This is a genomic window from Micromonospora sp. MA102 (assembly GCF_025460765.1).
Classification (GTDB): domain Bacteria; phylum Actinomycetota; class Actinomycetes; order Mycobacteriales; family Micromonosporaceae; genus Micromonospora; species Micromonospora halotolerans.
In genome coordinates, this window is the sequence record NZ_JAMWEG010000013.1 from 58501 (window position 1) to 82713 (window position 24213).

At 72.5% G+C, this 24213-nt stretch carries 20 protein-coding genes; 9 read left to right on the forward strand and 11 right to left on the reverse strand.

Going from position 1 to position 24213, the window contains the following annotated elements:
• Positions 1-259: 259 nt before the first annotated feature.
• Positions 260-4453 carry a carboxypeptidase regulatory-like domain-containing protein gene (locus NFX44_RS23705; RefSeq protein ID WP_262285792.1) on the forward strand — a complete coding sequence of 1398 codons (4194 nt, stop codon included), beginning with the start codon at positions 260-262 and terminating at the stop codon, positions 4451-4453.
• 152 nt (positions 4454-4605) lie between these two features.
• Here the strand turns inward: NFX44_RS23705 and NFX44_RS23710 are convergent, their stop codons facing one another.
• Both NFX44_RS23710 and NFX44_RS23715 read right to left on the reverse strand, forming a co-directional pair.
• The gene (locus NFX44_RS23710; protein WP_262285793.1) at positions 4606-5013 is read right to left on the reverse strand and encodes a VOC family protein; all 408 of its coding nucleotides are present in this window, start codon (positions 5011-5013) and stop codon (positions 4606-4608) included.
• Positions 4970-5788 carry an ArsR family transcriptional regulator gene (locus NFX44_RS23715; protein WP_262285794.1) on the reverse strand — a complete coding sequence of 273 codons (819 nt, stop codon included), beginning with the start codon at positions 5786-5788 and terminating at the stop codon, positions 4970-4972. Before NFX44_RS23715 ends, NFX44_RS23710 begins: the two co-directional genes overlap by 44 nt.
• Positions 5789-5963: 175 nt before the next feature.
• Between NFX44_RS23715 and NFX44_RS23720 the strand changes: the two genes are divergently transcribed.
• Positions 5964-7073 (forward strand): CapA family protein, encoded by a 1110-nt coding sequence (locus NFX44_RS23720; protein WP_262285795.1) that lies wholly within the window; start codon positions 5964-5966, stop codon positions 7071-7073.
• Between the two features lie 45 nt (positions 7074-7118).
• On the opposite strand, the gene NFX44_RS23725 is transcribed toward NFX44_RS23720, so the two are convergent.
• Entirely contained in the window at positions 7119-7571 is a 453-nt protein-coding gene (locus tag NFX44_RS23725) for a DUF2809 domain-containing protein (RefSeq protein WP_262285796.1), read from the reverse strand.
• 349 nt (positions 7572-7920) lie between these two features.
• Entirely contained in the window at positions 7921-8673 is a 753-nt protein-coding gene (locus tag NFX44_RS23730; protein WP_262285797.1) for an SDR family oxidoreductase, read from the reverse strand.
• Between the two features lie 327 nt (positions 8674-9000).
• Between NFX44_RS23730 and NFX44_RS23735 the strand changes: the two genes are divergently transcribed.
• Positions 9001-10380 carry an FAD-binding protein gene (locus NFX44_RS23735; protein WP_262285798.1) on the forward strand — a complete coding sequence of 460 codons (1380 nt, stop codon included), beginning with the start codon at positions 9001-9003 and terminating at the stop codon, positions 10378-10380.
• 75 nt (positions 10381-10455) lie between these two features.
• Here NFX44_RS23735 and NFX44_RS23740 read toward each other — a convergent pair whose 3' ends face one another.
• Positions 10456-11397 carry a DMT family transporter gene (locus tag NFX44_RS23740; protein ID WP_262285799.1) on the reverse strand — a complete coding sequence of 314 codons (942 nt, stop codon included), beginning with the start codon at positions 11395-11397 and terminating at the stop codon, positions 10456-10458.
• Positions 11398-11489: 92 nt separating this feature from the next.
• Here NFX44_RS23740 and NFX44_RS23745 point away from each other — a divergent pair, with 92 nt between their 5' ends.
• Positions 11490-12383 carry a LysR family transcriptional regulator gene (locus tag NFX44_RS23745; protein ID WP_262285800.1) on the forward strand — a complete coding sequence of 298 codons (894 nt, stop codon included), beginning with the start codon at positions 11490-11492 and terminating at the stop codon, positions 12381-12383.
• Positions 12384-12533: 150 nt separating this feature from the next.
• Here the strand turns inward: NFX44_RS23745 and NFX44_RS23750 are convergent, their stop codons facing one another.
• Positions 12534-13148 (reverse strand): dihydrofolate reductase family protein, encoded by a 615-nt coding sequence (locus tag NFX44_RS23750; protein WP_262285801.1) that lies wholly within the window; start codon positions 13146-13148, stop codon positions 12534-12536.
• 225 nt (positions 13149-13373) lie between these two features.
• On the opposite strand from NFX44_RS23750, the gene NFX44_RS23755 reads away from it, so the two are divergent.
• From NFX44_RS23755 to NFX44_RS23775, 5 genes are read left to right on the forward strand one after another with little or no spacing between them, the layout of a single operon-like run.
• Entirely contained in the window at positions 13374-14261 is an 888-nt protein-coding gene (locus tag NFX44_RS23755; protein ID WP_262285802.1) for an ABC transporter substrate-binding protein, read from the forward strand.
• Positions 14258-15208 (forward strand): amino acid ABC transporter permease, encoded by a 951-nt coding sequence (locus NFX44_RS23760; protein ID WP_262285803.1) that lies wholly within the window; start codon positions 14258-14260, stop codon positions 15206-15208. Before NFX44_RS23755 ends, NFX44_RS23760 begins: the two co-directional genes overlap by 4 nt.
• A gap of 8 nt (positions 15209-15216) precedes the next feature.
• Positions 15217-15969: an amino acid ABC transporter ATP-binding protein gene (locus tag NFX44_RS23765; protein ID WP_262285881.1), complete on the forward strand. Its 753-nt coding sequence runs from the start codon at positions 15217-15219 to the stop codon at positions 15967-15969.
• Positions 15969-17591 carry an amidohydrolase family protein gene (locus tag NFX44_RS23770; RefSeq protein ID WP_262285804.1) on the forward strand — a complete coding sequence of 541 codons (1623 nt, stop codon included), beginning with the start codon at positions 15969-15971 and terminating at the stop codon, positions 17589-17591. Before NFX44_RS23765 ends, NFX44_RS23770 begins: the two co-directional genes overlap by 1 nt.
• Positions 17588-18370 carry a serine hydrolase gene (locus NFX44_RS23775; protein ID WP_262285805.1) on the forward strand — a complete coding sequence of 261 codons (783 nt, stop codon included), beginning with the start codon at positions 17588-17590 and terminating at the stop codon, positions 18368-18370. The genes NFX44_RS23770 and NFX44_RS23775 overlap by 4 nt, the downstream gene beginning before the upstream one ends.
• Here NFX44_RS23775 and NFX44_RS23780 read toward each other — a convergent pair.
• From NFX44_RS23780 to sigJ, 5 genes are all read right to left on the reverse strand, one after another.
• Positions 18253-19266: a LysR family transcriptional regulator gene (locus NFX44_RS23780; RefSeq protein WP_262285806.1), complete on the reverse strand. Its 1014-nt coding sequence runs from the start codon at positions 19264-19266 to the stop codon at positions 18253-18255. The two genes, NFX44_RS23775 and NFX44_RS23780, sit on opposite strands and share 118 nt — an antisense overlap.
• Positions 19267-19386: 120 nt before the next feature.
• On the reverse strand, positions 19387-19884 hold the full coding sequence (locus NFX44_RS23785; RefSeq protein WP_262285807.1) for a GNAT family N-acetyltransferase: 498 nt from the start codon (positions 19882-19884) through the stop codon (positions 19387-19389).
• A gap of 104 nt (positions 19885-19988) precedes the next feature.
• Complete coding sequence (locus NFX44_RS23790) at positions 19989-21824, reverse strand: long-chain fatty acid--CoA ligase (RefSeq protein WP_262285808.1); 1836 nt, start codon at positions 21822-21824, stop codon at positions 19989-19991.
• A 265-nt stretch (positions 21825-22089) separates the two neighbouring features.
• Positions 22090-23025 carry an NAD(P)-dependent oxidoreductase gene (locus tag NFX44_RS23795; protein WP_262285809.1) on the reverse strand — a complete coding sequence of 312 codons (936 nt, stop codon included), beginning with the start codon at positions 23023-23025 and terminating at the stop codon, positions 22090-22092.
• Positions 23026-23111: 86 nt separating this feature from the next.
• Positions 23112-24053 carry an RNA polymerase sigma factor SigJ gene (sigJ, locus tag NFX44_RS23800; protein ID WP_262285810.1) on the reverse strand — a complete coding sequence of 314 codons (942 nt, stop codon included), beginning with the start codon at positions 24051-24053 and terminating at the stop codon, positions 23112-23114.
• Positions 24054-24213: the final 160 nt, after the last annotated feature.

Below are 24213 nucleotides of genomic sequence, written 5' to 3' on the forward strand. Positions count from 1 at the left end.
CGAGCATAGGCCCGCGCGGCCGAAAGCGGCACCTGGCCGGATCGGGCATCCTTGCGCGCCGTCCCGCTGTTATCGTCTCGCAGCCGGTGTGCCTGGCGCGCGGAGAGCAGGTGAAATCCCTCGTGACGACGCGTGACCGCAGTGCCGCTCGATGCCGGCACGAATGGGGAGGATCACTATGTCGCGTCGTCTGTCACGCGCGTTCGCGTTAGCCGCCATAGGTGTCAGCACCCTGGTCGCCCAGGCTACCCCTGGCGCCATGGGCTTGGCCCACGCGGCCCCGGCGGCCACGGTGTCCACGGGTTCCGCCCCCACGGCCGGCCCGGGCGGGTCCGGCCAGTGGCGGCTCGAGCGGGTGTGCTCCGGGCCCGTCCAGCCGGGGTACGCGCAGTGCCATTCGATCCGCCGCATCCCGCCGACGGCGCCCGCGCAGCCGTCCGCGCCGTCGCAGAAGGCCAGCGACGCCGAGCCGATCTACGGGTACGGGCCGGCCGACCTTGCCTCCGCATACGACCTGCCCGCCGCGGGGGGTGACGGCGTCACCGTCGCGGTCGTGGCCGCCTTCGACAACCCGACGGCCGAGGCCGACCTCGCGGTCTACCGGGCGCACTGGGGCCTGCCCCCGTGCACCACCGAAAACGGCTGCTTCAAGAAGATCGACCAGCGGGGCGGCCAGACCTACCCCATACCGGACGAAACGTGGGCCGGCGAGATTTCGCTCGACCTCGACGCCGTGTCGGCGGTGTGCCCCCGCTGCCACCTCCTGCTGGTCGAGGCCGACAGCAACTCGGCCGGAGACCTGGGGCAGGCCGTCGACCAGGCCGTCGCCAACGGCGCGCAGGTGGTGTCGAACTCCTACGGCGGTCCCGAACACGCCGACGTGAACTCCACCTACGGGAAGTACTACCAGCATCCCGGGGTGGCGATCGTCGCGTCCTCGGGCGACTACGGGTACGGCATGTCCTTCCCCGCCTCGTCGCCGTACGTGACGGCCGTCGGCGGCACCACACTCGCCCGCGACGACACCACCGGCCGCGGTTGGACCGAACAGGTGTGGAACAACTACGCCGGCGCGCCGGGCAGCGGCTGTTCCACGGTGGAACCGAAGCCGTACTTCCAGGCCGATCCCGGCTGCCGCGGCCGCAGCGTCGCCGACGTGTCAGCCCTCGCCGACCCGCTCAACGGTCTGGCGGTCTACCAGACCTTCGGTGGCTACGGCTGGGCGCCGTACGGCGGCACGAGCCTCGCCGCCCCGATCATCGCCGGCGTGTACGCGCTCGCCGGCCGGACGCCGGCGGGCGACACGCCGAACTGGTACCCCTACGCCGCGTCCGCCGGCAGCCTCAACGACATCACCGAGGGACGGAACGGCATTTGCGACCCGGCGCCGGCGTACCTGTGCACCGCCGGTGAGGGGTTCGACGGCCCGACGGGTCTCGGGACCCCGAACGGGGTCGCCGCGTTCCGGGCACCCGGTCCCCACGGCCATCTCGCCGGCACCGTGACCGACGCGACCAGCCACGCGCCGGTCGCGAACGCCACCGTCACGGTGAGCGGCGGTGGCCCGGCCGTCACCGCCACCACCGACGCCGCCGGGCGTTTCGCCGTCACCCGGCCCACCGGCACGTTCAACGTCGCGGTCACCGCGTTCGGCTACGCCGATGCGACCCGGACCGCCGAGGTCACCGACGGCCAGACGGCCACCGTGGACGTCGCGCTGCGCGCGCAGCCACTGGTCACGCTCTCCGGCACGGTGACTGACGGTTCCGGGCACGGCTGGCCGCTGTACGCCACGGTGTCCGCACCCGGCACACCACTGCAGCCCGTGCGCACCGATCCGTTCACCGGCCGCTACCGCATGCGGGTGCCCGTACAGTCCGCCCTGAGCCTGCGCGTGAAGGCCGACGCGGCCGGATACCGCACCGCCGACGCGCAGGTGACCATCGACGCCACCGACGTCGGCCGGGACCTCGCGGTGCCCGTGGACGACGAGACCTGCACGGCCGCCGGCTACCACCACAACTACGCCGGCCTGCCCGCCGAACCGTTCGACTCCACCGAGGTGCCGGCCGGCTGGCGGGTCGACAACGCGACCGAGAACGGGTGGGAGTTCAACCGGGGCACCGTGATCCCGCGTACCAACGAGACGACGGGCAGCGGGAACTTCGCTCTCATCGACACCCAGTTCCAGGACCGCAAGGACACCACCCTCACCACACCGCCGGTCGACCTCGCCGACGTCGACCACCCCGTGATCGGGCTGCGCACCCGCTTCGTCGGGTACCTGCCGACGCAGTCGGCCGACGTGGGCGTCTCCACCGACGGCGGAGCCACCTGGTCGACCGTCTGGAAGCAGGATGGGCTGGCCATCATCAACGGGCCGCTGGCAGTGCCGATCCCGCAGGCGGCCCACCACCGCGGGGTGCTGGTGCGGTTCCACTACGCCGGGCAGTTCGCCCGCTATTGGGAACTCGACGACGTGTACGTCGGCACGCGTACCTGTGACCCGGTGACCGGCGGGATCGTCGCCGGCCGGGTCCTCGACGCGACCACCGGCGACGGCGTCGACGGGGCCACCGTGACGGCGGTCGCCCACCCGGACGCGCAGGCCACGTCGGTGGCCACCCCCGACGACGACACCATCGGCGACGGATACTTCGCCCTGTTCGCCCCGGGCGGCGGCGACCAGCGGTTCACCGCGTCGGCGCGCAACCGGGTCAGCAGCACGCGGTCGGTGCACGTCTCGGCCGACACCGTCAACAGGGCGGACTTTTCGCTGGCCGCCGCGGCGCTCACCATCCGCCCCGCGTCGGTGACGCGTAGCGTCCGGCTCGGCGACAGCGAGCAGGCGGCGTTCACCGTCACCAACTCCGGGTCGGCGCCGGCGCACGTCTCCCTCGTGGAGCAGCCCGGCGGCTTCACCCCGGTCGGCGGGCGGGTCGCCGCCGCGGCGGTTCCGGTGCGACGGGTCCCGGGCGTGGCCTCGGGCGTCCGGCACGCCCCCGCCGGGCAGCGCGCCGTTGTCTCACCGACCGTCACCTCGCAGCCGGCCATGACCGCCTCCACATCGTCCGCCGCTCCGGCGTGGGCGCCGATGGCCGACTACCCGGGCGGCCCGATCATGGACAACGCGATGGCTCGCGGCGACGACGGCAAGGTCTACGTCGTCGGTGGCACGCACGACGGCTACGGCCCCACGGCGAAGGGGTACGTCTACGACCCGGTCCGCCTGCTGTGGTCGGCACTGCCCGACCTGCCGGTGCCCGTGCAGAAGCCGGTGGCGGCGTTCGTCTCCGGCCGGCTCGTCGTCGCCGGCGGCTGGGGACCGCTGGACGCCGTCACCGACGTGCAGGTCTACGACCCGGTGACCAAGGTGTGGACGCGCGGCGCGTCGATGCCCGCACCCCGGGCCGCCGCCGGCAGTGCCGTCCTCGACAGCCTGCTGTACGTGGTGTCCGGTTGCGCCACCGGCGACTGCGCCCCGGCCACCACCACTGTGCTTGTGTACGACGCGGCACACGACCGGTGGAGCAGCAGAGCGGATTACCCGGCAAGCGAGGCGTTCATGTCCTGCGGCGGACTGGCCGGCCGGGTGGTCTGCGCCGGCGGTGTGGACATCACGACCGGTGACGGGTCGGCCGCCGCCCACTCGTACGACCCGCGCACGGACGCGTGGACCCGCCTGGCCGACCTGCCGACCGGCTGGTGGGGCGCGGCGTCGACGGTCGCCAACGGGCAGCTGTTGCTGAGCGGCGGCGTCGCCGGTGGCACGGGCCCGACGTCGTCCGTGACCAACGAGGGGCATGCGTACGATCCGATGGCCGACGCCTGGCACGCCCTGCCGAACGCACCGGCGCCGTTCTACCGCGGCGCCGCTGCTTGCGGCGTCTACCGGGTCGGCGGGGCGCTGCAGTACTTCGAGGCCACGGCGAGCGGCCAGGAGCTGCCGGGGTACGACATCTGTGGGCCGTCCGGCGACGTGCCGTGGCTCTCCGCGAGCCGGGATGCCTTCACGCTGCGGCCCGGGGAGAGCCGGACCGTGACGCTCAAGCTGGACGCCGGCAACGCGTCGACGGTGGACCAGCCGGGCGACTACCGCGCCGCTGTGGCGGTCCGGGTCGACGGTCCTGTGCAGCCCACGCCCGTACAGGTCACGATGCACGTCGATCCGCCGAAGCGGTGGGGTCGGCTGAGCGGCACGGTCAGCGGAGCCGGATGCAGCGGAACCGTCGCGCCGCTGTCGCGCGCCACGGTCACGCTCCGGACGAAACACTCCACCACCACGCTGTGGACGGACGAGGCCGGCCACTGGTCGGTCTGGGCCGACAAGCGGGACAGCCCGGTCACGCTGGTCTACTACAAGGACGGATTCAGCAGTCTGACAAGGACGATCAAGGTGCGGTCCGGTAGCACGGTCAACACCGACATCGTCCTGCAGCCAGCCCGCTGCTGACCCGAGGGCACGGGCCGACCAACGCATCAGCGGAGGCCGGCCCGTGCCCGTCGGGCGCCCGGGAGCCCGCCGACGCCAGCCACGTCACCCCCGCCGGCCCGGATCATGGAGCTGTTCCGCACCGGGCAGCGCTGGGGCGGTCGCCCCCGCGGTCATGGTGCGGGTGTCGCGGCGCGCGCCCGACCGGCCGGTTGGAACAGTTCGATCAGGTTGCCGGCGGGGTCGGCCAGCAGGATCTGCTGCCCACCCGGGCCGGCGACCACCTCGCTCCGGAACGGCAGCCCAGCTGCCCGGTACCGCTCGATTTCGGCGGCCAGATCGCCGACGACGAGGTGGATGCGGTTGCGGCCGGGGGCGGCGGCGTCCTCCGGCGTGGCTCGGGCGCCCGAGCTGGCCGGCCCGGACAGCAGCAGTCGCAGGGGACCGCGGACCACCTCGGCGAAGGCGGGTGCGGCGTCGGCACCCAACTCGAAGTCGAGGTGGGTGGTGTAGAAGTCGACGGCTGCCGCAACGTCGTCAACCAGGTAGCGGACGCTGGCGTACTCGTGGCTTCCGGTCATGGCGTGAACCCCCTTGCTCGAGGACGGGTATCAGATGGCGGATGCGGGTGTCGATGTCGGCCGCGGTGCGGGTGAAGGCCCGAAGGCCGGCCTGCTCGCTGTCGCCGGCCGACGCGGGGTCGGGGATGCTCCAGTGGATCCGGCGCGGGTGCTGCGGGAACTCGGGGCAGACCTCGCGGGCCCGGTCGCACAGGGTGATCACATAGTCGAACCGGCGGCCGGTCAGCGTGTCCAGGTGGCGCGGGCGCTGATCAGCGACGTCGATGCTGTACTGGTCGCGCAGTACCCGCACGCCGCCGGGATGCAGTCGTGGCGCCGGACGGCTCCCGGCGCTGCTCGCCTCGACGTGTCCGGCCGTGTGCTGGCGGAGCAGGGCCTCCGCGATCGGTGAGCGACCGCTGTTGCCCGTGCACACGAACAGCACGGTGAGGCGGCGCGACCGCTGCGGACGGACCGACGGCAGCGGCGTGCCCATGCCCGGACGCAGGGCCGGGTGCAGGGCGGTGCCGGCGCCGGCGAGCCCTTCGGCGCAGCGGTCCAGATCGAGGTGGTAGTAGCTGTCGCGGCCGTCGAAGCTGCTGCGGGTGGCGGCGACCAGACCGGCGTCCCGCAGCAGCCGCAGGTGGTAGGAGACCAGGTTCTGCGGCTCGCCGATGAGCGTGGCCAGCTCGCGGACCCGCAGGTCGCTGGCGGCAAGCTCGGTCATCAGCCTCCAGCGCAGCGGATGAGCGGCCAATCGCAGGAACGCTGGGGCGGCTGGCCCGGACGCACTCATGACTCGGAGGATACATCAAACCCGTTTGATCGATAGTGCGATCGTGGCGACTCGGGCCGCAAGGTGTCGAACGGGAGATCGGCGTCGGAGAGAGGTCGCAGCGCGGCGCGGTCGAGATCCTCTGGTGTGGCCGCCGGGTCACCGGGCGTCGCTCGGAGCGCGTACCCTCGGCCGCGTGAAGCGCAGGACGGCGCGTTCCTCGCTGGCAGCGCTGACGGCGATCGCAGTCGGCGTCGGGCTGGCTGGATGCGCCGCCGGATCGACCGGCCCGGCGCCGGTCTGGCGCGGGGCCACGCTGGGACCGACATCCACCGCCACCGCCACCGCCACCGCCACCGCGACGCCGAAGCCGAACAATGCGGTGGAGGTGCGGCTGGCCTTCGCCGGTGACGTCCACTTCACCGGCCGTACCCTGCGCCTGCTCGACAGCCCGGAAACGGCCTTCGGCCCGATCACCTCGATGCTGCGCGACGCCGACGTCACGCTGCTCAACCTGGAGACGGCGGTCACCGACCGAGGCACCCCGCAGCCGAAGACGTACCGTTTCCGGGCTCCGAAGACCGCCTTCGCGGCGCTGCGCGCGGCCGGGGTGGATGCGGTGTCGATCGCCAACAACCACATCCTCGACTACGGCCGGCAAGGGCTCGCCGACACCCTCGACGCCGCGGCGGAAGCCCGGTACCCGGTGTTCGGTGCGGGCCGCGACGCCGACGCGGCGTATGCGCCCTGGCTCACCACGGTACGAGGGCTGCGGATCGCGGTGCTGGGCATGTCACAGGTGCATGACCTGGCTGGGTCGTGGCGAGCGACGGACACCCGACCAGGGGTGGCAATGGCGTTCGACCCCGCCCGGGCCACCGCCGCGGTGCGATCGGCGCGGGAACGTGCGGACCTGGTCATCGTCTTCATGCACTGGGGCGTGGAGGGCAATTCGTGCCCGAGCGGCGAGATGAAGACGTTCGCCGGAAGGCTGTCCGAGGCCGGAGCCGACATCGTGGTCGGTACGCACGCGCACACGCTGCTGGCCGACGGCTGGTTGGGCCCGACCTACGTGCACTACGGACTGGGCAACTTCCTCTGGTACGGCACGTCGCACAGCACGGACTCCGGCGTGCTGAACCTGGTCGTACGCGAGCGGACGGTGGTGGACAGCCGGTTCGTCCCGGCAACGGTCTCCGCCAGCGGCCAGCCGGTGCCGGCCACCGGCGTTGGCAGGCAGCGCATCCTCGACACGCTCGCCACCGCACAGCGGTGCACCGGCTTGGCGGCCAAGCGCCCCGGATAGCGCGGCGGACGGCGGAGGGCGTCCAACGAGGCCCCCGCCCAGCGGCTACGGGCGGGTGTCAACCGCGCGGACCGCTGGCGTGGGGACGACGTCGCGCGGAGGTTGCGACGCCGGTCGGGCCCGAGTGCGCACGAGCTGGTGCAGCACCACCAGGGGAGCGACCCCGACCGGGTACCAGACCAGGTCGACCGGGTCGAACTGCACACCCAGCGCCAGCCTCGCCGCCAGGCTCCGCGCCGACAGTTCGGCCGGCACCCCGGTCAGCTGCGCGCACTCCACCAACCAGCAGAACACGGTGGCGACCGCCCCGGCCCGCACCGGCGCCATCCCTGGCCGCAGGAACAGCACCCCGGCCCAGACCATCGACGCGTACAGCGCGGTGCCGGAGTACTGCCGCAGTGCCCCGTCGTCGACGACGCGGATCAGCAGTGCGAGGCCCAGGAACAGCAGCGCGGCCACCGGCATGAGCAGCCGCACCGTACGGGCCGTGATCGGCATGCGCGCGAAGGTAGCCACCGCCCCAAGGTACGGGTCCGGACCGATGCCGGTGCGGCGGCTACCGCGGCACCAGCCCGGCGGCCAGGTCCGCGGCGGACACCGGCGTCCATGGCGCCCCGGCCGGCGCCGACGACCGCGCCGGACCCAACTACACCGGCCAGCCGGCGGTCAGCTCCTACTACAGCTATCGGCAGGACGCGGGAGCGGACAGCAGCGACCAGTAGAGGGACCTGGCGTTGCCGGCGCCGTCGCGGAGCCCGAAGCCGGGGACCATGGCGGAAGAGCAGCTTCCCCTGCCGATCCTGACCGCCCGTCTTCGCGCTGGGCCGACGGCCGAGCAGGAGGCTGGCTACCGCGGTCGCGTCCGGTCCGCGAGCCAGTCGTCGAAGGTTGTGGGCGCGATGCGGGCGTCCGGTCCCGGCAGCAGCACGTTGCCCGCCATGTCGGGGCCGAGGATCGCCTCCCAGGTGGGGACGAGGGTCATCTCGCGCCCGGTCGCCTGGTGGGTCCGGCGCGCCATGTCCACGAGATCGTGCCGATCGGGGCCCGCCACGTCCCGGTAGCGTCCGTGCGACGGCCCAGCGGCCACCTCGGCGAGAACGTCGGCGACGTCGGCCGGTGCGATCGGCTGCATGAGCACCGGCGCGAGGTAGGCGGTGCCGTCACGTTCCGTCCACGAGGCCACCGTCTCGCCGAAGTCGAAGAACTGGGTGACGGGGACGATGGTCCACGGCACGTCCCCGGCCGAGACCAGGCGCTCCTGCTCCCGTTTGCCGGAGTAGTGCGCGGTGCCGGCGATCCGGTGGACCTCGACGATGGAGAGCAGGACATGGTGCCGGACCCCCGCCTCCCGCTCGGCTCGCAGCAGATTCCGGGTGGCGGCGCCGAAGTACGCCACGGTCGCCTCGCGGTCGGCCGCCGGCGCGCTCATCGCGTCGATGACGGCGTCGACGCCGGTCAGCGCCTCGTCCAGCCCGTCGCCGGTCACCAGGTCGACACCGTGCGACCGGCTCATCGGAACGGGATCGTGGCCGTGACGGCGCAGGGCTGCCACGGTCAGGGACCCGATGTTGCCGGACGCGCCGGCGACGGCCACCCGCATGTCCGGCTCCTGTCTCAGACCCGTGTGTGCCGACGCCTCACACTGAACCTCAGCGTAGGCGAGGGTGACGTGCCGCGGGACCGGAATCGCGCCGGCGACGACTGACCGCTAGTCGACTGAGATATCCGTCACCGGCCCTCCGGTGGAGTCCGAAGACGGGGCCTGACCAGCGGTTCCACCACACCGTCGGGTGACCGTCGGACGGGTCGGACCGGTGGCGCCGCTGACCGGAACTTCACTGTCAGCTAGTCGTCCGCCGATTCGCTTCCCTCACGGACACCGCGTGCCGCTCACTGGGGACACCCATTGAACGAAACGGAGTGTGCCGTGTCCACCACCAACCAGACCGGTCGGGCGGTCGTCCTCGGCGGCAGCATGGGCGGCCTGCTCGCCGCCCGGGTGCTGAGCGAGTCGTACGCGACGGTGACCGTCTTCGACCGGGACGACCTGCCGGCGGAGGCCGTCGATCGCAAGGGTGTGCCGCAGAGCGGGCACTCGCACGGCCTGCTCGCCCGCGGTCGCCAGATCCTCGAGGAGCTGTTCCCCGGCCTGACCGCCGAACTGACCGCCCACGGGGCCGTCCCGGTCGACATCCAACGGGACTGCGTCTGGGTCAACGACGGCCACCGGATCCCCCGGGTCGCCTCCGGGCTGGCGGGGCTGTGCGTGAGCCGGCGCGCCCTGGAGGCGTACGTCCGGGACCGGGTCCGTGCGCTGCCCAACGTGGAGATCCGCGACCGGTGCGAGGCCGTGGGGCTGCTGGCCGACGGCGCCACGGTGACCGGCGCGCGGGTCCTTCCCCGCGGCGGCCGGGAGGAGCGCCACGACGCCGACCTCGTCGTGGACGCGACCGGCCGCGGCAACCGCGGCCCCACCTGGCTCGCCGAACTCGGCTACCAGCCGCCCACCGAGGAGCGGGTGGACCCCCGCACCGTGTACGTCTCGCGCGACTACCGCCGCGTCCCGGGCGAGACCACCTTCGCCGCCGTGATCAGCAGCCCGTCGCCGGCCGCCCCGTACGGCGGGGTGGCCATCGCCGCGGAGGGTGACCGGTGGATGGTGACGCTGCTCGGCGTCGGCCCGGACCACGCCCCGCCGGTCGACGACGAGGGTTACCTCGCCTTCGCCGGGCGGCTGCCCGCGCCGGAGCTGCACGCGCTGCTGCGCCGGGCCGAGCCGCTCGGCCCGCCGAAGCGGATGCGCCTGCCCGCCAGCGTGCGCCGCCGCTACGAGCGCCTCGCCCGCCTCCCGGAGGGGTTCATCGCGGTCGCGGATGCGGTGTGCAGCTTCAATCCCGCGTACGGGCAGGGCATGACGGTGGCCGCGGCGGAGGCGATCGTGCTGCGTGACTGCCTGCGCCTGGGCCGGCGGGACCTGCCCCGCCGCTTCTTCGCCGCGGCGGCGAAGGTGGTGGACGTGCCCTGGGACATGGCCGTCGGCGCCGACCTGCGCCACCCGACCGTGGTCGGGCCGCGCAGCCGCCGGACGCGCTTGCTCAACGGGTACGTCACCCGGCTGCACGCCGCCGCCGCGCGGCACCCCGTCGTCGGGCGGCGCTTCCTGAGCGTGGCCAATCTGATGACGCCGCCGCCGGGTCTCTTCGCGCCGAGGATTGTCGCCCGGGTGCTCTGGTCCGGCGGGCGCAGCACGCCGGCGCCGGCTCAGCGGCCGTTGGTGTCGGAGGTCAAGGAGTTGCTCGTCCGGTAGGCCGGGCCGCGCGGGTGGGCAGCCGGGAACGGTCGCCCACCCGGCACGACCGTCCGGTTCGGACCTGATTGCGGGTCAGGCTCTCCGCGCGGTCAACGCGGCCGGGGTTTCCGTCGACGCCGGTGACGACAGCGGCCGCTGGTGCCGGCGGGTCAGGTCGACCCCGACGAGCACGACCGCCATCCCGGCGGCGATCCGGAGGCTGAACCCCTCGTCGAGCACGACGGCCCCCAGCGCCACCGAGACCACCGGCAGCAGATAGCCGACGGTCGCGGCGTTGGTGGCGCCCTCGGCGGCGATGATCCGGTAGGTGAGGTGGAAGGTGATCCCGGTGGCGACGACGCCCAGCATCACGACGGCGATCGCGGCCTTCGGGTCGATCCCGATCGATGTCAGGCCGCCGGCGGGGAGGGTCAGCGCGGTCAGGCCGGTCGCCGCGACGAGCTGCGCTGCGGACAGCGAGATGGTGGGGATGCCCTTGCCGACCAGGTTGCGGCCCATGTAGGCGAAGCCGGCGGCATAGCTGGCCGCCGCGGCGACGATGGCGAGGGCGCCCCAGCCGACCGGTCCGGTCGTCTGCCACGGTGCGAAGATCAGCACGACCCCGGCGAACCCGAGCAGGAGCCCGCCCAGTCGGGCCGGCCGGAGTCCGCGCTCGGCGCCGATGACGACGCCGATCAGCAGGGACCACAGCGGGGTCGTCGCGTTCAGCACGCCGGCCATCCCGGAGTCGATGGTCTGCTGGCCGACGCTGAACAGGGCGAACGGCAGGGCGTTGCAGAGGAAGGCCGCCACGACGAGGTGACCCCAGGTCGCCCGATCCCGGGGTAGCCGTCGACCCGAGCCGAGGCAGGCGACCAGCAGGGTGGCCGCTCCGAGTACGCACCGGCTGAGGGTGACCTGGACCGGCGTCAGTGCCTCCAGGGCGAGCTCGATCCAGAGGAAGGTCGATCCCCACAGCAGGGCGAGCACGCCCACCCGCGCCCACGCCCACGTCCTGCCCACGACACCGTTCACCGGGATCTCCTTGATCGACTTCCCTGCAACGATGCCGAACCCGACCTGGAAGGACAAGCAAAAGGTTCTGCACTTACGTTAAGTTCTGCTACATGCTTGATGTGAGGCGGATGCAGGTGCTGCGGGCGGTGGTCACCAGCGGGTCGGTGACCGCAGCGGCGCAGCACCTCGGCTACACCCCCTCCGCCGTCAGCCAGCAGGTGGCGGCGCTGGAGAAGGAGGCCGGGATCGCGTTGCTCGAACGCGTCGGCCGGGGTGTGCGGCCCACTGCGGCGGGACGACTGCTCACCGAGCACGCGGCCACCATCAGCCAGCACGTCGCCGCGGCCGAGACCGCGCTGGCCGACCTGCGCGCCGGGCGTACCGGTCGGCTGACGATCCGCTACTTCGCCTCGGTGGGCCCGACCCTGCTGGCGCCCGCTCTGGCCCGACTCCGGCGCGAACATCCGGGCGTGGCGGTCGACCCCAAGCTGACGGATCCGGATGATCCACTGCCGGACGTGGAGCAGGGCAACGCCGACCTGGCCATCGTGGTCCGCCGACCGAGGGGCGAAAGCCGCCCGGGCATCCGCGTCGTGCACCTGCTCGACGACGCGTACCAGGCCGTGCTGCCCGCCGGGCACCCGCTCGCCGGGCAACGGGTGATCGACCTGGCCGACCTCGCCGGCGAACGCTGGGTCGGCAGCGAACCGCCCGGCCCCTGCCTGGAGCCGATAGTCGACGCCTGCGCCGCTGCTGGCTTCGCCCCGGACTTCGTGGCGAAATCGGAGGACTACGCCACGGCTCAGGGATTCGTCGCAGCCGGCCTCGGTGTCAGCCTCATCCCCCGACTCGGACTGGGCACCCGCCATCCGGGTGTCACCGTCCGTTCGGTGCGCCGCCCCGAGCCGGTGCGGACGATCTATGCCGCAGTCCGGGAGATCCCCCTCGACCAGCCCGCGCTGCGCGCGCTGATCGACGCCCTTGTGGACGCCGCAAAGGCGTGACAGCCCATGCATTCACCGATATGCGCGAACCCGCGGGCGTCGAGGCGATGATGTGGCCATGCGGCGGACCGGCCCGGCGGCAATGCGATCGTGTGCGGCCGGTTGGCAGCGTGGCGCGAGCCGATCCGCCGAGACTCGTTGCGAAGGCGGCTACTTCCCCTCGGGCACCTGGTCCTTGACGTCGTCGTAGCCGACCTTCCCGGGTGCCGCGGTCGGCGCGTAGATCACGCGGATCACGCCCGTCGGGAAGGCCTCCGTCGCCGTCACCCGGAAGTGGTACGAGGCGTCGCCGTCGTCGAACAGCCTGCGGCCCTTGCGCGCGGCCACCGGATGCACGAGCAGGCGCAGCTCGTCGACCAGCCCGGCGGCGAGCAGTTGCTGCACCACGGAGATCGACCCCGGGATGAGGACGCCCTTGCTGCCCGCGTCGGCCTTGAGCGCCCGGACCGCGTCGAGCAGGTCGCCCTCGATCAGCTCCGAGTTGCGCCAGGAGAACTGCAGCGGCTGGCGCGAGACGACCACCTTGCGCACGTCCCCGAGCTGCTTGGCGAACGGTGCGTCGTCCCCGCCGGCGGCCTCGCGCTCGGGCCAGGCCCCGGCGAAGCTGTCGTAGGTCTCGCGGCCGATGAGCAGCACGTCGGCGGTGTCGTAGTCCTCGCTGACGGCACGGCCCATGTTCTCGTCGAAGTACGGGAAGTGCCAGTCGGGGTCGATCTCGGCCACGCCGTCGGCCGAGATGAACAGCGTGGAGATGACCTTTGCCATCGGGCGGTCCCTTCGAGTCAGGTGGTGTCCACGGATAGACCGCCGCAGCATCTCAAATTCATCGGTCCGCCACCGACCGATCCGTCGACGGATGGCGGTCGCCGCAACCCCGGTCGACTGATGAGCATCGAATATTTAGGCGCTCACCCTGCAAAGCATTCGGGCTGTTCACGCTGGCCGATCCCGGATAGGGTCCCCGCCATCGTCTCTGGCAGGAGGTTTCCGGTGGTCAGGAAGCGTGCGCTTCGCATTGTCGTCGGTCTCGCCGCACTCTCGCTCGCCGTCGCCGGCTGCGGGCGCTCGACCAGCGGCCAGACGCCGCAGGCCGGTGCCTCCGCCTCGGTCGCGGCCGACGCCAAGGCGGCCGACCTGGTCCCGGCCGCCCTCAAGGAGAAGGGCGTCCTGCGGGTCGCCACCGCCGAGGGCTACCCGCCCATGGAGATGTACAAGGAGGGGACCCAGGACCTGACCGGCGTCGACCCGGAGCTGGCGGCGGCGATCGCCGGGCGGCTCGGCCTGAAGCTGGAGATCACCAACGCCAGCTTCCCCGGCCTGATCCCGGGTCTGCAGGCCGACCGGTGGGACCTGGCGATGTCCTCGATGAGCGACACCGAGGAGCGCCGCAAGGCCGTCGACTTCGTCGACTACTTCCAGGCCGGCGGCGCCATCATGGTGGCGAAGGGCAACCCGGCCGGGGTGAAGGACCTGGCGGACCTGTGCGGCCGCGCCGTCGTGCTCGCCAAGGGCAGCTCCAACCTCGCCATCGGCGAGAAGCAGAACACCTCGTGCGCCAAGAAGATGACCATCTCGCAGAGCGAGGACGCCCCGACCGGCCTGCTGCAGATCGACGCCGGGCGCGCGGTGGCCACCATCGTCGACTACCCGGTGGCCAAGATGCTGGCCCAGCAGAGCGGCAAGTACGAGGTACTGGAGGCCCAGTACGAGGCCGGTCCGTGGGGCATCGCGATCGACAAGAAGGACAGCCAGCTGCGCGACGCCGTCCAGCGGGCCCTGCAGGAGCTGATCGAGGCGGGCGACTACGCCAAGATCCTCGAGAAGTGGGGCGTGCAGGGCAGCGGCGTGCAGACCGCGACGGTCAACGACCAGAAGTGAGCACCCCGGTGGACGCGACCGTCACGGACCCGGCCCCGGCCGGGCCCGCCGAACCGGAGGCGAACCGGATCAGCCACCCGCTGCGACCGGGGCGCTGGCTGGCCGCCGGGGCAATCGCCCTGATCCTGGCCTGGTTGGCCTGGACCATCGCGATCAACCCGAACCTGCACTGGGACATCGTCGTCAAGTACCAGTTCGACCGGGTCATCCTGGAAGGGCTCTGGGTCACCGTCCAGCTCACGGTCGCGTCCATGGCGATCGGTGTGGTGCTCGGGGTCGTCGTGGCGCTGATGCAGGTCTCCGACAGCCGCGTCCTGCGCGCCGGCGCCATGGCCTACGTGTGGTTCTTCCGCGGCACGCCACTGCTGGTGCAGCTGATCTTCTGGTTCAACATCGCGCTGATCTTCCCCGAGATCGGGCTGGGCGTGCCGTTCGGCGGCCCGAAGCTGGTCACCTGGGAGACGAACACGCTGGTCACCGGATTCGTCGCGGCGCTGCTCGGACTCAGCATCAACGAGGGCGCCTACATGAGCGAGATCGTCCGGGCCGGCCTGCGCGCGGTCGACCCCGGCCAGCAGGAGGCCGCGGCGGCGTTGGGCATGTCCCGCCTGAAGATCATGAAGCGGGTGGTGCTGCCCCAGGCGATGCGGATCATCGTCCCGCCGACCGGCAACCAGTTCATCTCCATGCTCAAGACCACCTCGCTCGTCTCGGTGATCGCCGGCGCCGACCTGCTCACCGTCGCCCAGCGGCTCTACCTGACCAACTTCGAGGTGATCGCCCTGCTGATCGTCGCGTCCCTGTGGTACCTGGTCCTGACCACCGTCGCCAGCATCGGCCAGTACTACCTGGAGCGCCGGTTCAGCCGCGGCTTCGGCGCCACCGTGCCGGGAGCCCTGCGCGGGCGCATCGCCCGCAACCTGCGCTTCACCGGGAGCGCGCGGTGACCCCGCCGATGGTGCGGTGCCACGCCCTGCGCAAGAGCTTCGGGCGGCTGGAGGTGCTGCGCGGCATCGACCTGACCATCGAACGCGGCCGGGTCGTCTGCGTGGTCGGCCCGTCCGGCTCCGGCAAGTCCACCCTGCTGCGCTGCCTCAACCACCTGGAGGAGCCGCAGGCGGGCCGGGTCTACGTCGACGGCGAGCTGATCGGGTACTCCGAGCGCGGCGGCCGGCTGCGGCCACTGCCGGACGCGCGGCTGCGCCGCCAGCGCGAGTCGATCGGCATGGTCTTCCAGCGCTTCCACCTGTTCCCGCACCGCACCGCGCTGGAGAACGTGATGGAGGGCCTGGTCGCGGTGAAGGGCGTCGCGGCTGCCGACGCGCGGCGGCGCGCCGCTGACCTGCTCGACCGGGTCGGCATGGCCGACCGCGCCCACCACTACCCGGCGCAGCTCTCCGGCGGCCAGCAGCAGCGGGTGGCCATCGCCCGCTCGCTGGCCATGTCGCCGAAGCTGATGCTCTTCGACGAGCCGACCTCGGCGCTGGACCCGGAACTGGTCGGCGAGGTGCTGGAGGTGATGAAGGATCTCGCGGCGAGCGGCATGACCATGATCGTGGTGACCCACGAGATGGGCTTCGCCCGCGAGGTCGGCGACGACCTCGTCTTCATGGACGAGGGCCTGATCGTCGAGCAGGGCCCACCCCGGGAGGTGCTCGCCGCGCCGCGGCACGACCGTACCCGCGCCTTCCTGTCCAAGGTGCTCTGATGGCCCGGCTGGACCTGCTGGTCACCGGCGGGGACGTGCTCGACGGCACCGGCTCGCCGGCCCGCCCCGCCGACGTGGGCGTCCGCGACGGGCGGCTCGTGCTGCTGCCCCCGGGCAGCCGAACTCCCGCCGCCGACGTCATCGACGCGACCGGGCTGGTCGTCACACCCGGCTTCATCGACGTGCACACCCACTCCGACCTGCTGGCGGGGGAGGACGAGCAGCGGGAGGTGCTGCGCCGGGCGCCCCTGCTGCAAGGCGTCACCACGGAGATCTGCGGCAACTGCGGCATCAGCCCCTTCCCGGTCCCGCCCCAGCGCGGCGAGCCGGTGCGGGAGCTGATCGCCGCGACGTTCGGTCCACCCGCGTCGGCGTACGGGTCGTTCGCCGAGTTCGCCGACGCGCAGGGCGTGGCCCGACGCAACCACCTCGCCGCCCTCGTCGGCCACGGCACGCTGCGCGCCGCGGTGGTCGGCTTCGCCCAGCGCCGGGCCACCCCTGCCGAGATCGGGCGGATGTGCCAGCTGCTCGACGAGGCACTCGCCGCGGGCGCCGCCGGCCTGTCGACCGGGCTCATCTACTCCCCGGGCGTCAACGCCGGCACCGACGAGGTCATCGCGCTGGCCCGGGTCGCGGCCGCACACGGCAAGCCGTACGTGACCCACCTCCGTGACGAGATGTCCCAGGTCGAATCCGCCCTCGAGGAGGCGATCGAGATCGCCACCGCGGCCGGGTCGGCGCTGCAGGTCTCCCACCACAAGACCGCCGGCCGGCGCGCCTGGGGCGCGACCGTCCGCACCCTCGCCCGACTCGACCAGGCACGCGCCGACGGGCTGGACGTCACCTGCGACGTCTACCCGTACACCGCGGGCAGCACGGCCCTGCACGCGATGCTGCCGCCGTGGCTGATCGCCGACGGCGTACCGGCGATGCTCGCCGCCGCCGCCGAGCCGGCGGTCCGCGACCGGATCCGCCACGACCTGGTCGCCGGCGTACCGGGCTGGGAGAACACCGTCGGCAACGGCGGCTGGGATCTGATCCGCGTCGCGTCCGCCCCGAACAACCCCGGCGCCCAGGGGCGCACCATCGCCGACCTGGCCGCCGGGCGCGGCGTCGACCCGGTCGACTACGCCTGCGACCTGCTCGCCGCCGAGCACGGCGACGTCACCATCCTCAGCCACTCCATGCACGAGGACGACGTGCGCCGGGTGCTGGCCAGCCCGCTGACCATGCTGTGCTCCGACGGCGTGCCGAAGGGAGGCCGCCCCCACCCGCGGTGGGCGGGCAGCTTCGCCCGGGTCCTCGGCCACTACGTTCGCGAGGTGGGACTGCTGGAGCTCACCGAGGCGGTGCACAAGATGACCGCGATGCCCGCCCGCCGCTTCGGCCTGCGGGACCGGGGGCTGCTCGCCGACGGGTACGCCGCGGACCTGGTGGTATTCGACCCGCAGCGGGTCACCGACGGCGCCACGTACGACGAGCCTCTGGCGCCGCCGCAGGGGGTGCGGTGCGTGCTGGTGGGCGGCCGGGTCGTCGTGGACGGCGGCGCGGTCACCGACGCGCGGCCGGGCCGGGTGCTGGCCGTACCGGATCGGCAGGGCGCCCTGCCCGGGCGGCGATGAGCCCGGCGGTGCGGGTCGGGGCGATGGTGCGGCGGCTGGACGACGGCCGCACCCTCTCGACCGACCCCGACCTGGTCCTGCCGCTGGCCAGCGTCGGCAAGGTGCTGCTCCTCGGCGAGGTGGCCCGGCGGCTCGCCGACCGGACGCTCACCGAGGACCAGCCGGTCGAGCTGCTCGACGCGGACCGGGAGGTCGGCGGCACCGGCCTGCTCGGCCAGCTGTCGCCCCGGTGGTGGACGGTCGCCGACCTGGCCACGGCGGTCGGCGCGGTCAGCGACAACGCCGCCACCAACGCCCTGCTGCGGCTGGTGACCCTGGACGCCGTGCGGGACCTGGCCCGCCGCGCCGGGCTGCGGGACACCACCGTGCACGACCGGATCCGCGCCGAGCGCGGCCCCGGCGTACCGGAGACCTTCGCCACCGGCACCGCCCGCGAACTCTGCGCCTTCCTCGCCGAGGTGGCCAGAGGGACCTGGCAGAGCCCGCAGGCGTGCCGGCTGCTGCGCGGCTGGCTCGCCGTGAACACCGACCGCACGATGGTCGCCGACGCGATCGGCCACGACCCGTGGTCGAGCGACGGCGTCCGGGTGCAGAACAAGACCGGCACCGACACCGGGGTACGCGCCGACACCGGCATCGTGTCCGGCCGGCACACCGTCGTCTACGCCGTGGTCGCCGCATTCCCGCCCGGGGCCGAGCGGGCCGCCGTGGCCGAGCTGCGCCGCTGGGGTACGGCGGTCGACCGGCTCGCCAGGGCCCACCGCTGCGACAGCTCCTGACTGAGCGTGGACGCCGCGTCGCTCAGCCGCTCGACGAACCTGCCGACCACCGGGTTGGGGTTGCCCGGACGCAGCGCCACGCCGATCTCGCGGTACAGCTTGGCGTGCGCGAGCTGCCGCACCGCCACCCCGCCGGGGTTTCGCAGCCCGAGCGAGGGCACCAGCGCCACCCCGACACCGGCGCGGACCAGGCCCAGCACCACCTCGTAATGGTCACTGCGGCAGCGGATCCGCGGCGTGAAGCCCTCCGCCCGCGCCGCCAGCTCCAGCACCGAGGCCTCGCCTGGCACGCCGAGTGTGGTGATCCACGGTTCGGCGGCGAGGTCTGCGAGCCGGAGTCGCCGCCGGCCGGCGTGCGGATGATCCGCGGGAAGCACCACCAGCTGGGGATCCACCATCAGTGGCTGGACCGTCGCGTACGGCGATGCCTGCGCTGGGCTCAGCGGATGGTCGAAGACCACCACCAGGTCCAGCTCACCCTGGTGCAGGCGGGGCAGCAGCTCGTGCGGCTGCCCCAGGATCAGCGCCAGCTCGACCTGCGGATGGTCCCGGGTGAAGCTCGACAGCGCACGCGGCAGCAGTTCAGTGCCGGCGGTGGCGAAGAACCCGATCCGCAGCAGTCCCTGGCGGCCCTCACCGTGCGCGGCCAGCTCGTCGCGGGCCGCCGACATCAGATCGGCGATCTGCTGCGCGTATTCCGCCAGGCGCTGGCCCGCGACCGTGAGCCGCAGGCTGCGCGGCCCCCGGTCCACCAGCGCGACCCCGGCCTCCTGCTCCAACGCGGCGAGCTGGTGGGAGACCGCGGACGGGCTCAGCTGCAGCCGCTCCGCGGCGGCGACGATGGTGCCGTGGCGGGCGATCTCCAGGACGACCTGCAGGCGTGCGGTGTTGAACATCGGCGGGTTGCCTCCCTGGGCGGGACCGGGCGGACATCCGTGAACCTCGGCAGCGGTGCGCCGGTCACCACCGCGAGTGATTGTCAAAGGCACGTTCCGGGACCCGCCCGGGGGAGGGGGTCACGAGGCGCGCGGCAGCGCGAGCCAGTCCTGCCAGGAAATGTCACGGCCCAGATAGCGAGGCTGCCGGAAGGGCCAGTCGGCGGCGATCCACCGCGGCACCAGCGCGTCGAGCGCGCGCTCGGCCTCGCTGCCGACCAGGTCGTCCACCACCCACCAGGAGACCTCGCCGTCGGAGCCGGTGCGCTCGGGCGGGTCGATGTAGACGCAGCCGAGGATCGCCGTCTCCTCCTCGTCCAGCAGCGCGTAGTTGAACGACTGGTGCGCGGCGATCTCCTTCTCGTGCCGCAGCAGGTCGACGCGGTCTTCTTCGTAGGTCATCGTCGCTGGCGGCCATGCCCAGGCCGGGCCGAAGATCTTCCACAGGCGCTCCCGGGAGCCCATCACGGCGGGGTAGTCGAGCGCGGTGTCGGCCTCCCTGATCGGCCGCAGGTGAAGCGTGGTGTTGGGCACGGGCACGTGCACGGGGTGGACGAAATCGTCCGGCAGCCAGCTCATAAGGGCCGAGGCTACAACCGCTGGGTGCGGAATGATCCAGCAGGCGCGGGCGATGACGGCGGCCGACCACCGGGCTTCGGCGAGGCCCTCCCGTGGCGGAACGGTTAGTGGCCGGCGTAGAGGGCGTCGATCTCGGCGGCGCAGTGCTCCTGCACCACCTCCCGCTTGATCTTCAAGGTGGGGGTGAGCTCACCGTTGGCCTCGCTGAAGTCGTCGGGCAGGATGCGGAAGGTCTTGATCGCCTCCGCCTGCGAGACCGAGCTGTTCGCCCGGTCGATCGCCGCCTGGATCTCGCCGCGCAGGGCGGGGTCGTCGCGCAGGTCCGCCACCGACGCGTGCGGGTGACCGTGCGCGGCCCGCCACCGCAGCCATGCCTGCGGGTCGATGGTGACCAGAGCCGCCGCGTACGGCTTGGCGTCGCCGACGAGCATGCAGTTGCTGACCAGCGGGTCCGCGCGTACCCGATCCTCCGTCGGTACGGGCACGATGTGCTTGCCGGCCGCGGTCACCAGGATCTCCTTGGTGCGTCCCGTGATCCGCAGATAGCCGTCGTCGTCGAGCCTGCCGAGGTCGCCGGTGCGGAACCAGCCGTCGGCGGTGAACGCCGCGCGGGTGGCGGACGGGTTGTTCCAGTACCCCTGGAAGACGACGTCACCGCGGACGAGGACCTCCCCGTCGTCGGCGATCGCCAACTCCACGCCCGGTAGCGGCCGGCCGACCGTGCCGATCCGCATCGCCGACGGCCGGTTCGCCGCCAGCGCCGGGGAGGTCTCGGTCAAGCCGTACCCCTCCAGCGGCGTCAGACCGGCCCCGCGGAAGAAGTGCCCGAGCCGGTCACCGAGGGGAGCGCCACCGACGATCGCGACGCGGCACCGCCCGCCGAGCGCCGCCCGCAGCTTCCGATAGACCAACAGGTCGAAGACCCGCCGCGCCAGCCGGAGCGCCGGACCAGGGCCGGACGGGCGGTCCAGGGCCCGGCTGTACCGCACGGCCACCCGGTCCGCGACGGCGAAGAGGCGACCCTGGTGGCTCTCGATGGCCTTCTGTCGCGCCCGGTTGTACATCCTCTCGAACACCCGCGGCACCGCGAGGACGAACGTGGGCCGGTACCGACGTAGCTGATCCATCACGCCGCTCATGCTGGCGCTGTGCACCATCGTGGCCCGGGTCTGCACCATCCCCACCTGGATCATGCGCGCGAACGCGTGCGCCAACGGCAGGAAGAGCACCGTCGACGCCTGCTCGTGGAACAACTCCGGCAGCACCGCCACCGCGTTGCCGACGTCGAGGCGAATGTTGCGGTGCGTGAGCACGCAGCCCTTCGGCCGGCCCGTCGTCCCGCTGGTGTACACGATCGTCGCCACGTCCCCGCCCGACACCGCGCCGCGGCGGGCCTCCACCTGCTCGTCGTCGACGGCCCGGCCCCGAGCCGCTACCTGGACCAGATCGCCGGCGTCGATCTGCCACACCTGCCCCAGCCCGGGCAGCCTGTCCCGCACACCGGCCAGCATCGCGGCGTGCTCGGGTGTCTCCACCACACACGCCACCGCGCCGGAGTCGGCCAGAATCCAGGCCAGCTGATCGGCACTCGAGGTGTCGTACACCGGAACGGTCACCGCCCCGACCGTCCACACCGCATAGTCGACAAGGGTCCACTCGTAGCGGGTGCGGCTCATCAACGCCACCCGCTCGCCCGGCGCCACCCCGGCGGCGATGAGCCCTCGCGCCAACGCCAGCACGTCGTCGCGGAACTGCCGGCAGGTCACCGCACCCGCGTCGCCGACGCCGGACTGCTGCGCCGGCCACGACCGGACGTCCGGGTCCGGGCGCAGAAACTGCACCTTGTCCGGTTTCCGCCGCGCGTTCTCCCACACCACGTCGGCCAGCCCCACCGACTCGCCGTCGGTCACCTTCGGTTCCACCGCGACGCTGCCCCGCATGCCCCGTACGCCCCCTGGCTGTAGACCGATGCGTTCGGTTCTTCCTGTCCCGTTTGCCCATCAGGCGCTCGATGTGGCTGAGGACGTAGCCCTTCGGTATCGACTGACCGGCAGCTCGTGGATCTTCACGAGCTGCTCCGGTGCTCTGCTCCGCCGCGCGATTGCCCGGGGTGTACCCGGGCAAACGCGTCCGCTCCGGCAGGGCCCCTCGGTCGCGGGCTCAACTACTCGAGTGGATCATCGACCGGATCCGGCCGCCTCCACGTCACGGCACGACGTGGAAGCCCTGGCGCCAGGTGGGGTGTGTCGGGTGCCAGCCCAGTTCGCGCTTGGCCTTGGCGTTGGATGCGCCGCGCAGCTCGGTCATGAGCACGACGCCGGCCTCTCCGGCGGCCAGCCGTCCGACGAACCGCGGTACGCGCATCGGCTTCTTGGCGCCCAGCATCGCGGCCAGTTCCGGCAGCCATTCGGCGACCGGGGCGGGATCGTCATCGACGATGTTGTAGACACCGCGGCCGCCGTTCTCCACCGCGGCGACCGTGGCCTCGGCAGCATCGGCGATGTGGACGAACGACCACACCGCGCCGCCGTCGCCGACGACCGGGAACTTGCGCTTGCGGATCATCTCGAGCTGCGCGGAGCCCGGCGCCATGGAGGTACCGGGCCCGTAGAACGCGCCGTAGCGCAGCACGATCCCTTCGGTCCAGGCGGCGCCCAGCACGGCCTTCTCCAAGTGCTCGATCGCCGCGATCATCGGGGCCATCTGGCTGACCGGTGCCCGATCCAGGGCGTCTTGTTCGTTCTTGACCGGCCCGCCGGTCCGGGTGTAGGTGAACGCGCCGTTGCTCTGGGCGACGAACCGTCGTACTCCTGTGGCGCGTGCGGCCGCGAGCAGGTTGTCGGTCCCCTCGATCCGCAGCCTGTTGGTGGCGGCGAAGCTGCGGTCGAAGTGGCGGGTGTCGACGTGCCCGATGGCGGTCAGCTGGTGAACGATCACCTCCGGGGCCGCCTGGCGCACGGCCGCCTCGACCTGGGCGCGATCCAGCGCATCGGCGATGACCGGTACCGCGCCCAGCTGTGCCGCCCTGGCCTTGTTGGATTCGCTGCGGATCATGGCGAACACCTCGTGTCCGGCAGCGACCAGACGCGGCACCAGCTCCTTGCCCATCGCTCCGGTCGCTCCTGCCACCAGCACCCTCATCGTCGGCTCCCTTGTTGTCCGGTTCGGATTCGTCACTTGAACCGGATGGCCCGCCGATTCCTGACAGGAGCCGAGGGTGATGCGGGTCACATGATGAGCAGGGGCTCCCCGTGGTGGGCCGCCGCCCACTGCTGGGTCGCGCGTTCAAGCTTGTCGGGGTTCGCCTGAGTACGGCAGGCAGTGATGCCCTCGGCGGTGACCTCCAGGCACATGATGGCGACGACTCGGCCTTCCACTACCGCCACGACGGCGGGTTCGCCATTGGCGGCCCAGGCGTAGATCTCGGGCGAGCCGCCGACGATGGCGCGCTTGGCCTCGGCGGGTTTGAGCAGGCCCCACAGGAACTTCGCGACCGCGACGGCTCCCTCGAACGCCCTGGTGCGGGCCGGAACCTTCCCTCCGCCGTCGCCGATGGAGATGGCGTCCTTGGTGAGCAGGCGTACGAGCTCATCGGTCTGGCCGCTGGTGGCGGCCGCGAGGAACTCCGCGGCGATCCGCTGGGCGGCGGCCTGGTCGACGTCGGTGCGGGCCTTGCCGTACGCGACATGCTTCCTGGCGCGGTGAAAGATCTGCTGGCTGGCGGCCTCGGTGATGTCGAGGATCTCGGCGATCTCCCGGTGCGGGTAGTCGAAGGCCTCCCGCAGCACGTACACGGCCCGCTCGTTGGGGGACAGGCGCTCCATGAGGGTGAGGACCGCGTACGAGACCGATTCGCGCTGTTCAGCGGTGTCGGCCGGGCCGAGCATCGGGTCCCCCGCGAGCAGCGGCTCGGGGAGCCATCGACCCACGTAGGTCACGCGGCGGGCCCGCGCGGAGGTGAGCTGGTTGAGGCACAGGTTGGTGAGCACCTTCGTCAGCCAGGCCTCGGGGACCTCGACGCGGTCGACGTCGGCGGCCTGCCAGCGCAGGAACGTCTCCTGCACGACGTCCTCGGCCTCGTCCGCGGAGCCGAGGAGACGGTAGGCGATGGCCCCCAGGCGGCGCCTCGACAGCTCGAACCGGTCGACGTCATCCACCGTCAAGGGCATGACCTGATCATATTCCGCAATGCCTCCGACTGATCACGGCCCCGCTCGTGGATCGAGGCCATCCGGACCACGAACACACCGCGAGCGGACGACACGTTGTGCGAGCCTGCTCCCAGGAACGGTCCCTGCCCCGGGCGGCAGCGGCGCAGCGATAGCCTGC

Bases quoted from the DNA above. Each gene is read 5' to 3' on its own strand.
- NFX44_RS23705 (WP_262285792.1), top strand. From the start codon at position 260: ATGGGCTTGGCCCACGCGGCCCCGGCGGCCACGGTGTCCACGGGTTCC.
- NFX44_RS23710 (WP_262285793.1), bottom strand. From the start codon at position 5,013: ATGACCGGAAGCCACGAGTACGCCAGCGTCCGCTACCTGGTTGACGAC.
- NFX44_RS23715 (WP_262285794.1), bottom strand. From the start codon at position 5,788: ATGAGTGCGTCCGGGCCAGCCGCCCCAGCGTTCCTGCGATTGGCCGCT.
- NFX44_RS23725 (WP_262285796.1), bottom strand. From the start codon at position 7,571: ATGCCGATCACGGCCCGTACGGTGCGGCTGCTCATGCCGGTGGCCGCG.
- NFX44_RS23730 (WP_262285797.1), bottom strand. From the start codon at position 8,673: ATGCGGGTGGCCGTCGCCGGCGCGTCCGGCAACATCGGGTCCCTGACC.
- NFX44_RS23745 (WP_262285800.1), top strand. From the start codon at position 11,490: ATGCTTGATGTGAGGCGGATGCAGGTGCTGCGGGCGGTGGTCACCAGC.
- NFX44_RS23750 (WP_262285801.1), bottom strand. From the start codon at position 13,148: ATGGCAAAGGTCATCTCCACGCTGTTCATCTCGGCCGACGGCGTGGCC.
- NFX44_RS23765 (WP_262285881.1), top strand. From the start codon at position 15,217: ATGGTGCGGTGCCACGCCCTGCGCAAGAGCTTCGGGCGGCTGGAGGTG.
- NFX44_RS23770 (WP_262285804.1), top strand. From the start codon at position 15,969: ATGGCCCGGCTGGACCTGCTGGTCACCGGCGGGGACGTGCTCGACGGC.
- NFX44_RS23775 (WP_262285805.1), top strand. From the start codon at position 17,588: ATGAGCCCGGCGGTGCGGGTCGGGGCGATGGTGCGGCGGCTGGACGAC.
- NFX44_RS23780 (WP_262285806.1), bottom strand. From the start codon at position 19,266: ATGTTCAACACCGCACGCCTGCAGGTCGTCCTGGAGATCGCCCGCCAC.
- NFX44_RS23785 (WP_262285807.1), bottom strand. From the start codon at position 19,884: ATGAGCTGGCTGCCGGACGATTTCGTCCACCCCGTGCACGTGCCCGTG.
- NFX44_RS23790 (WP_262285808.1), bottom strand. From the start codon at position 21,824: ATGCGGGGCAGCGTCGCGGTGGAACCGAAGGTGACCGACGGCGAGTCG.
- NFX44_RS23795 (WP_262285809.1), bottom strand. From the start codon at position 23,025: ATGAGGGTGCTGGTGGCAGGAGCGACCGGAGCGATGGGCAAGGAGCTG.
- sigJ (WP_262285810.1), bottom strand. From the start codon at position 24,053: ATGCCCTTGACGGTGGATGACGTCGACCGGTTCGAGCTGTCGAGGCGC.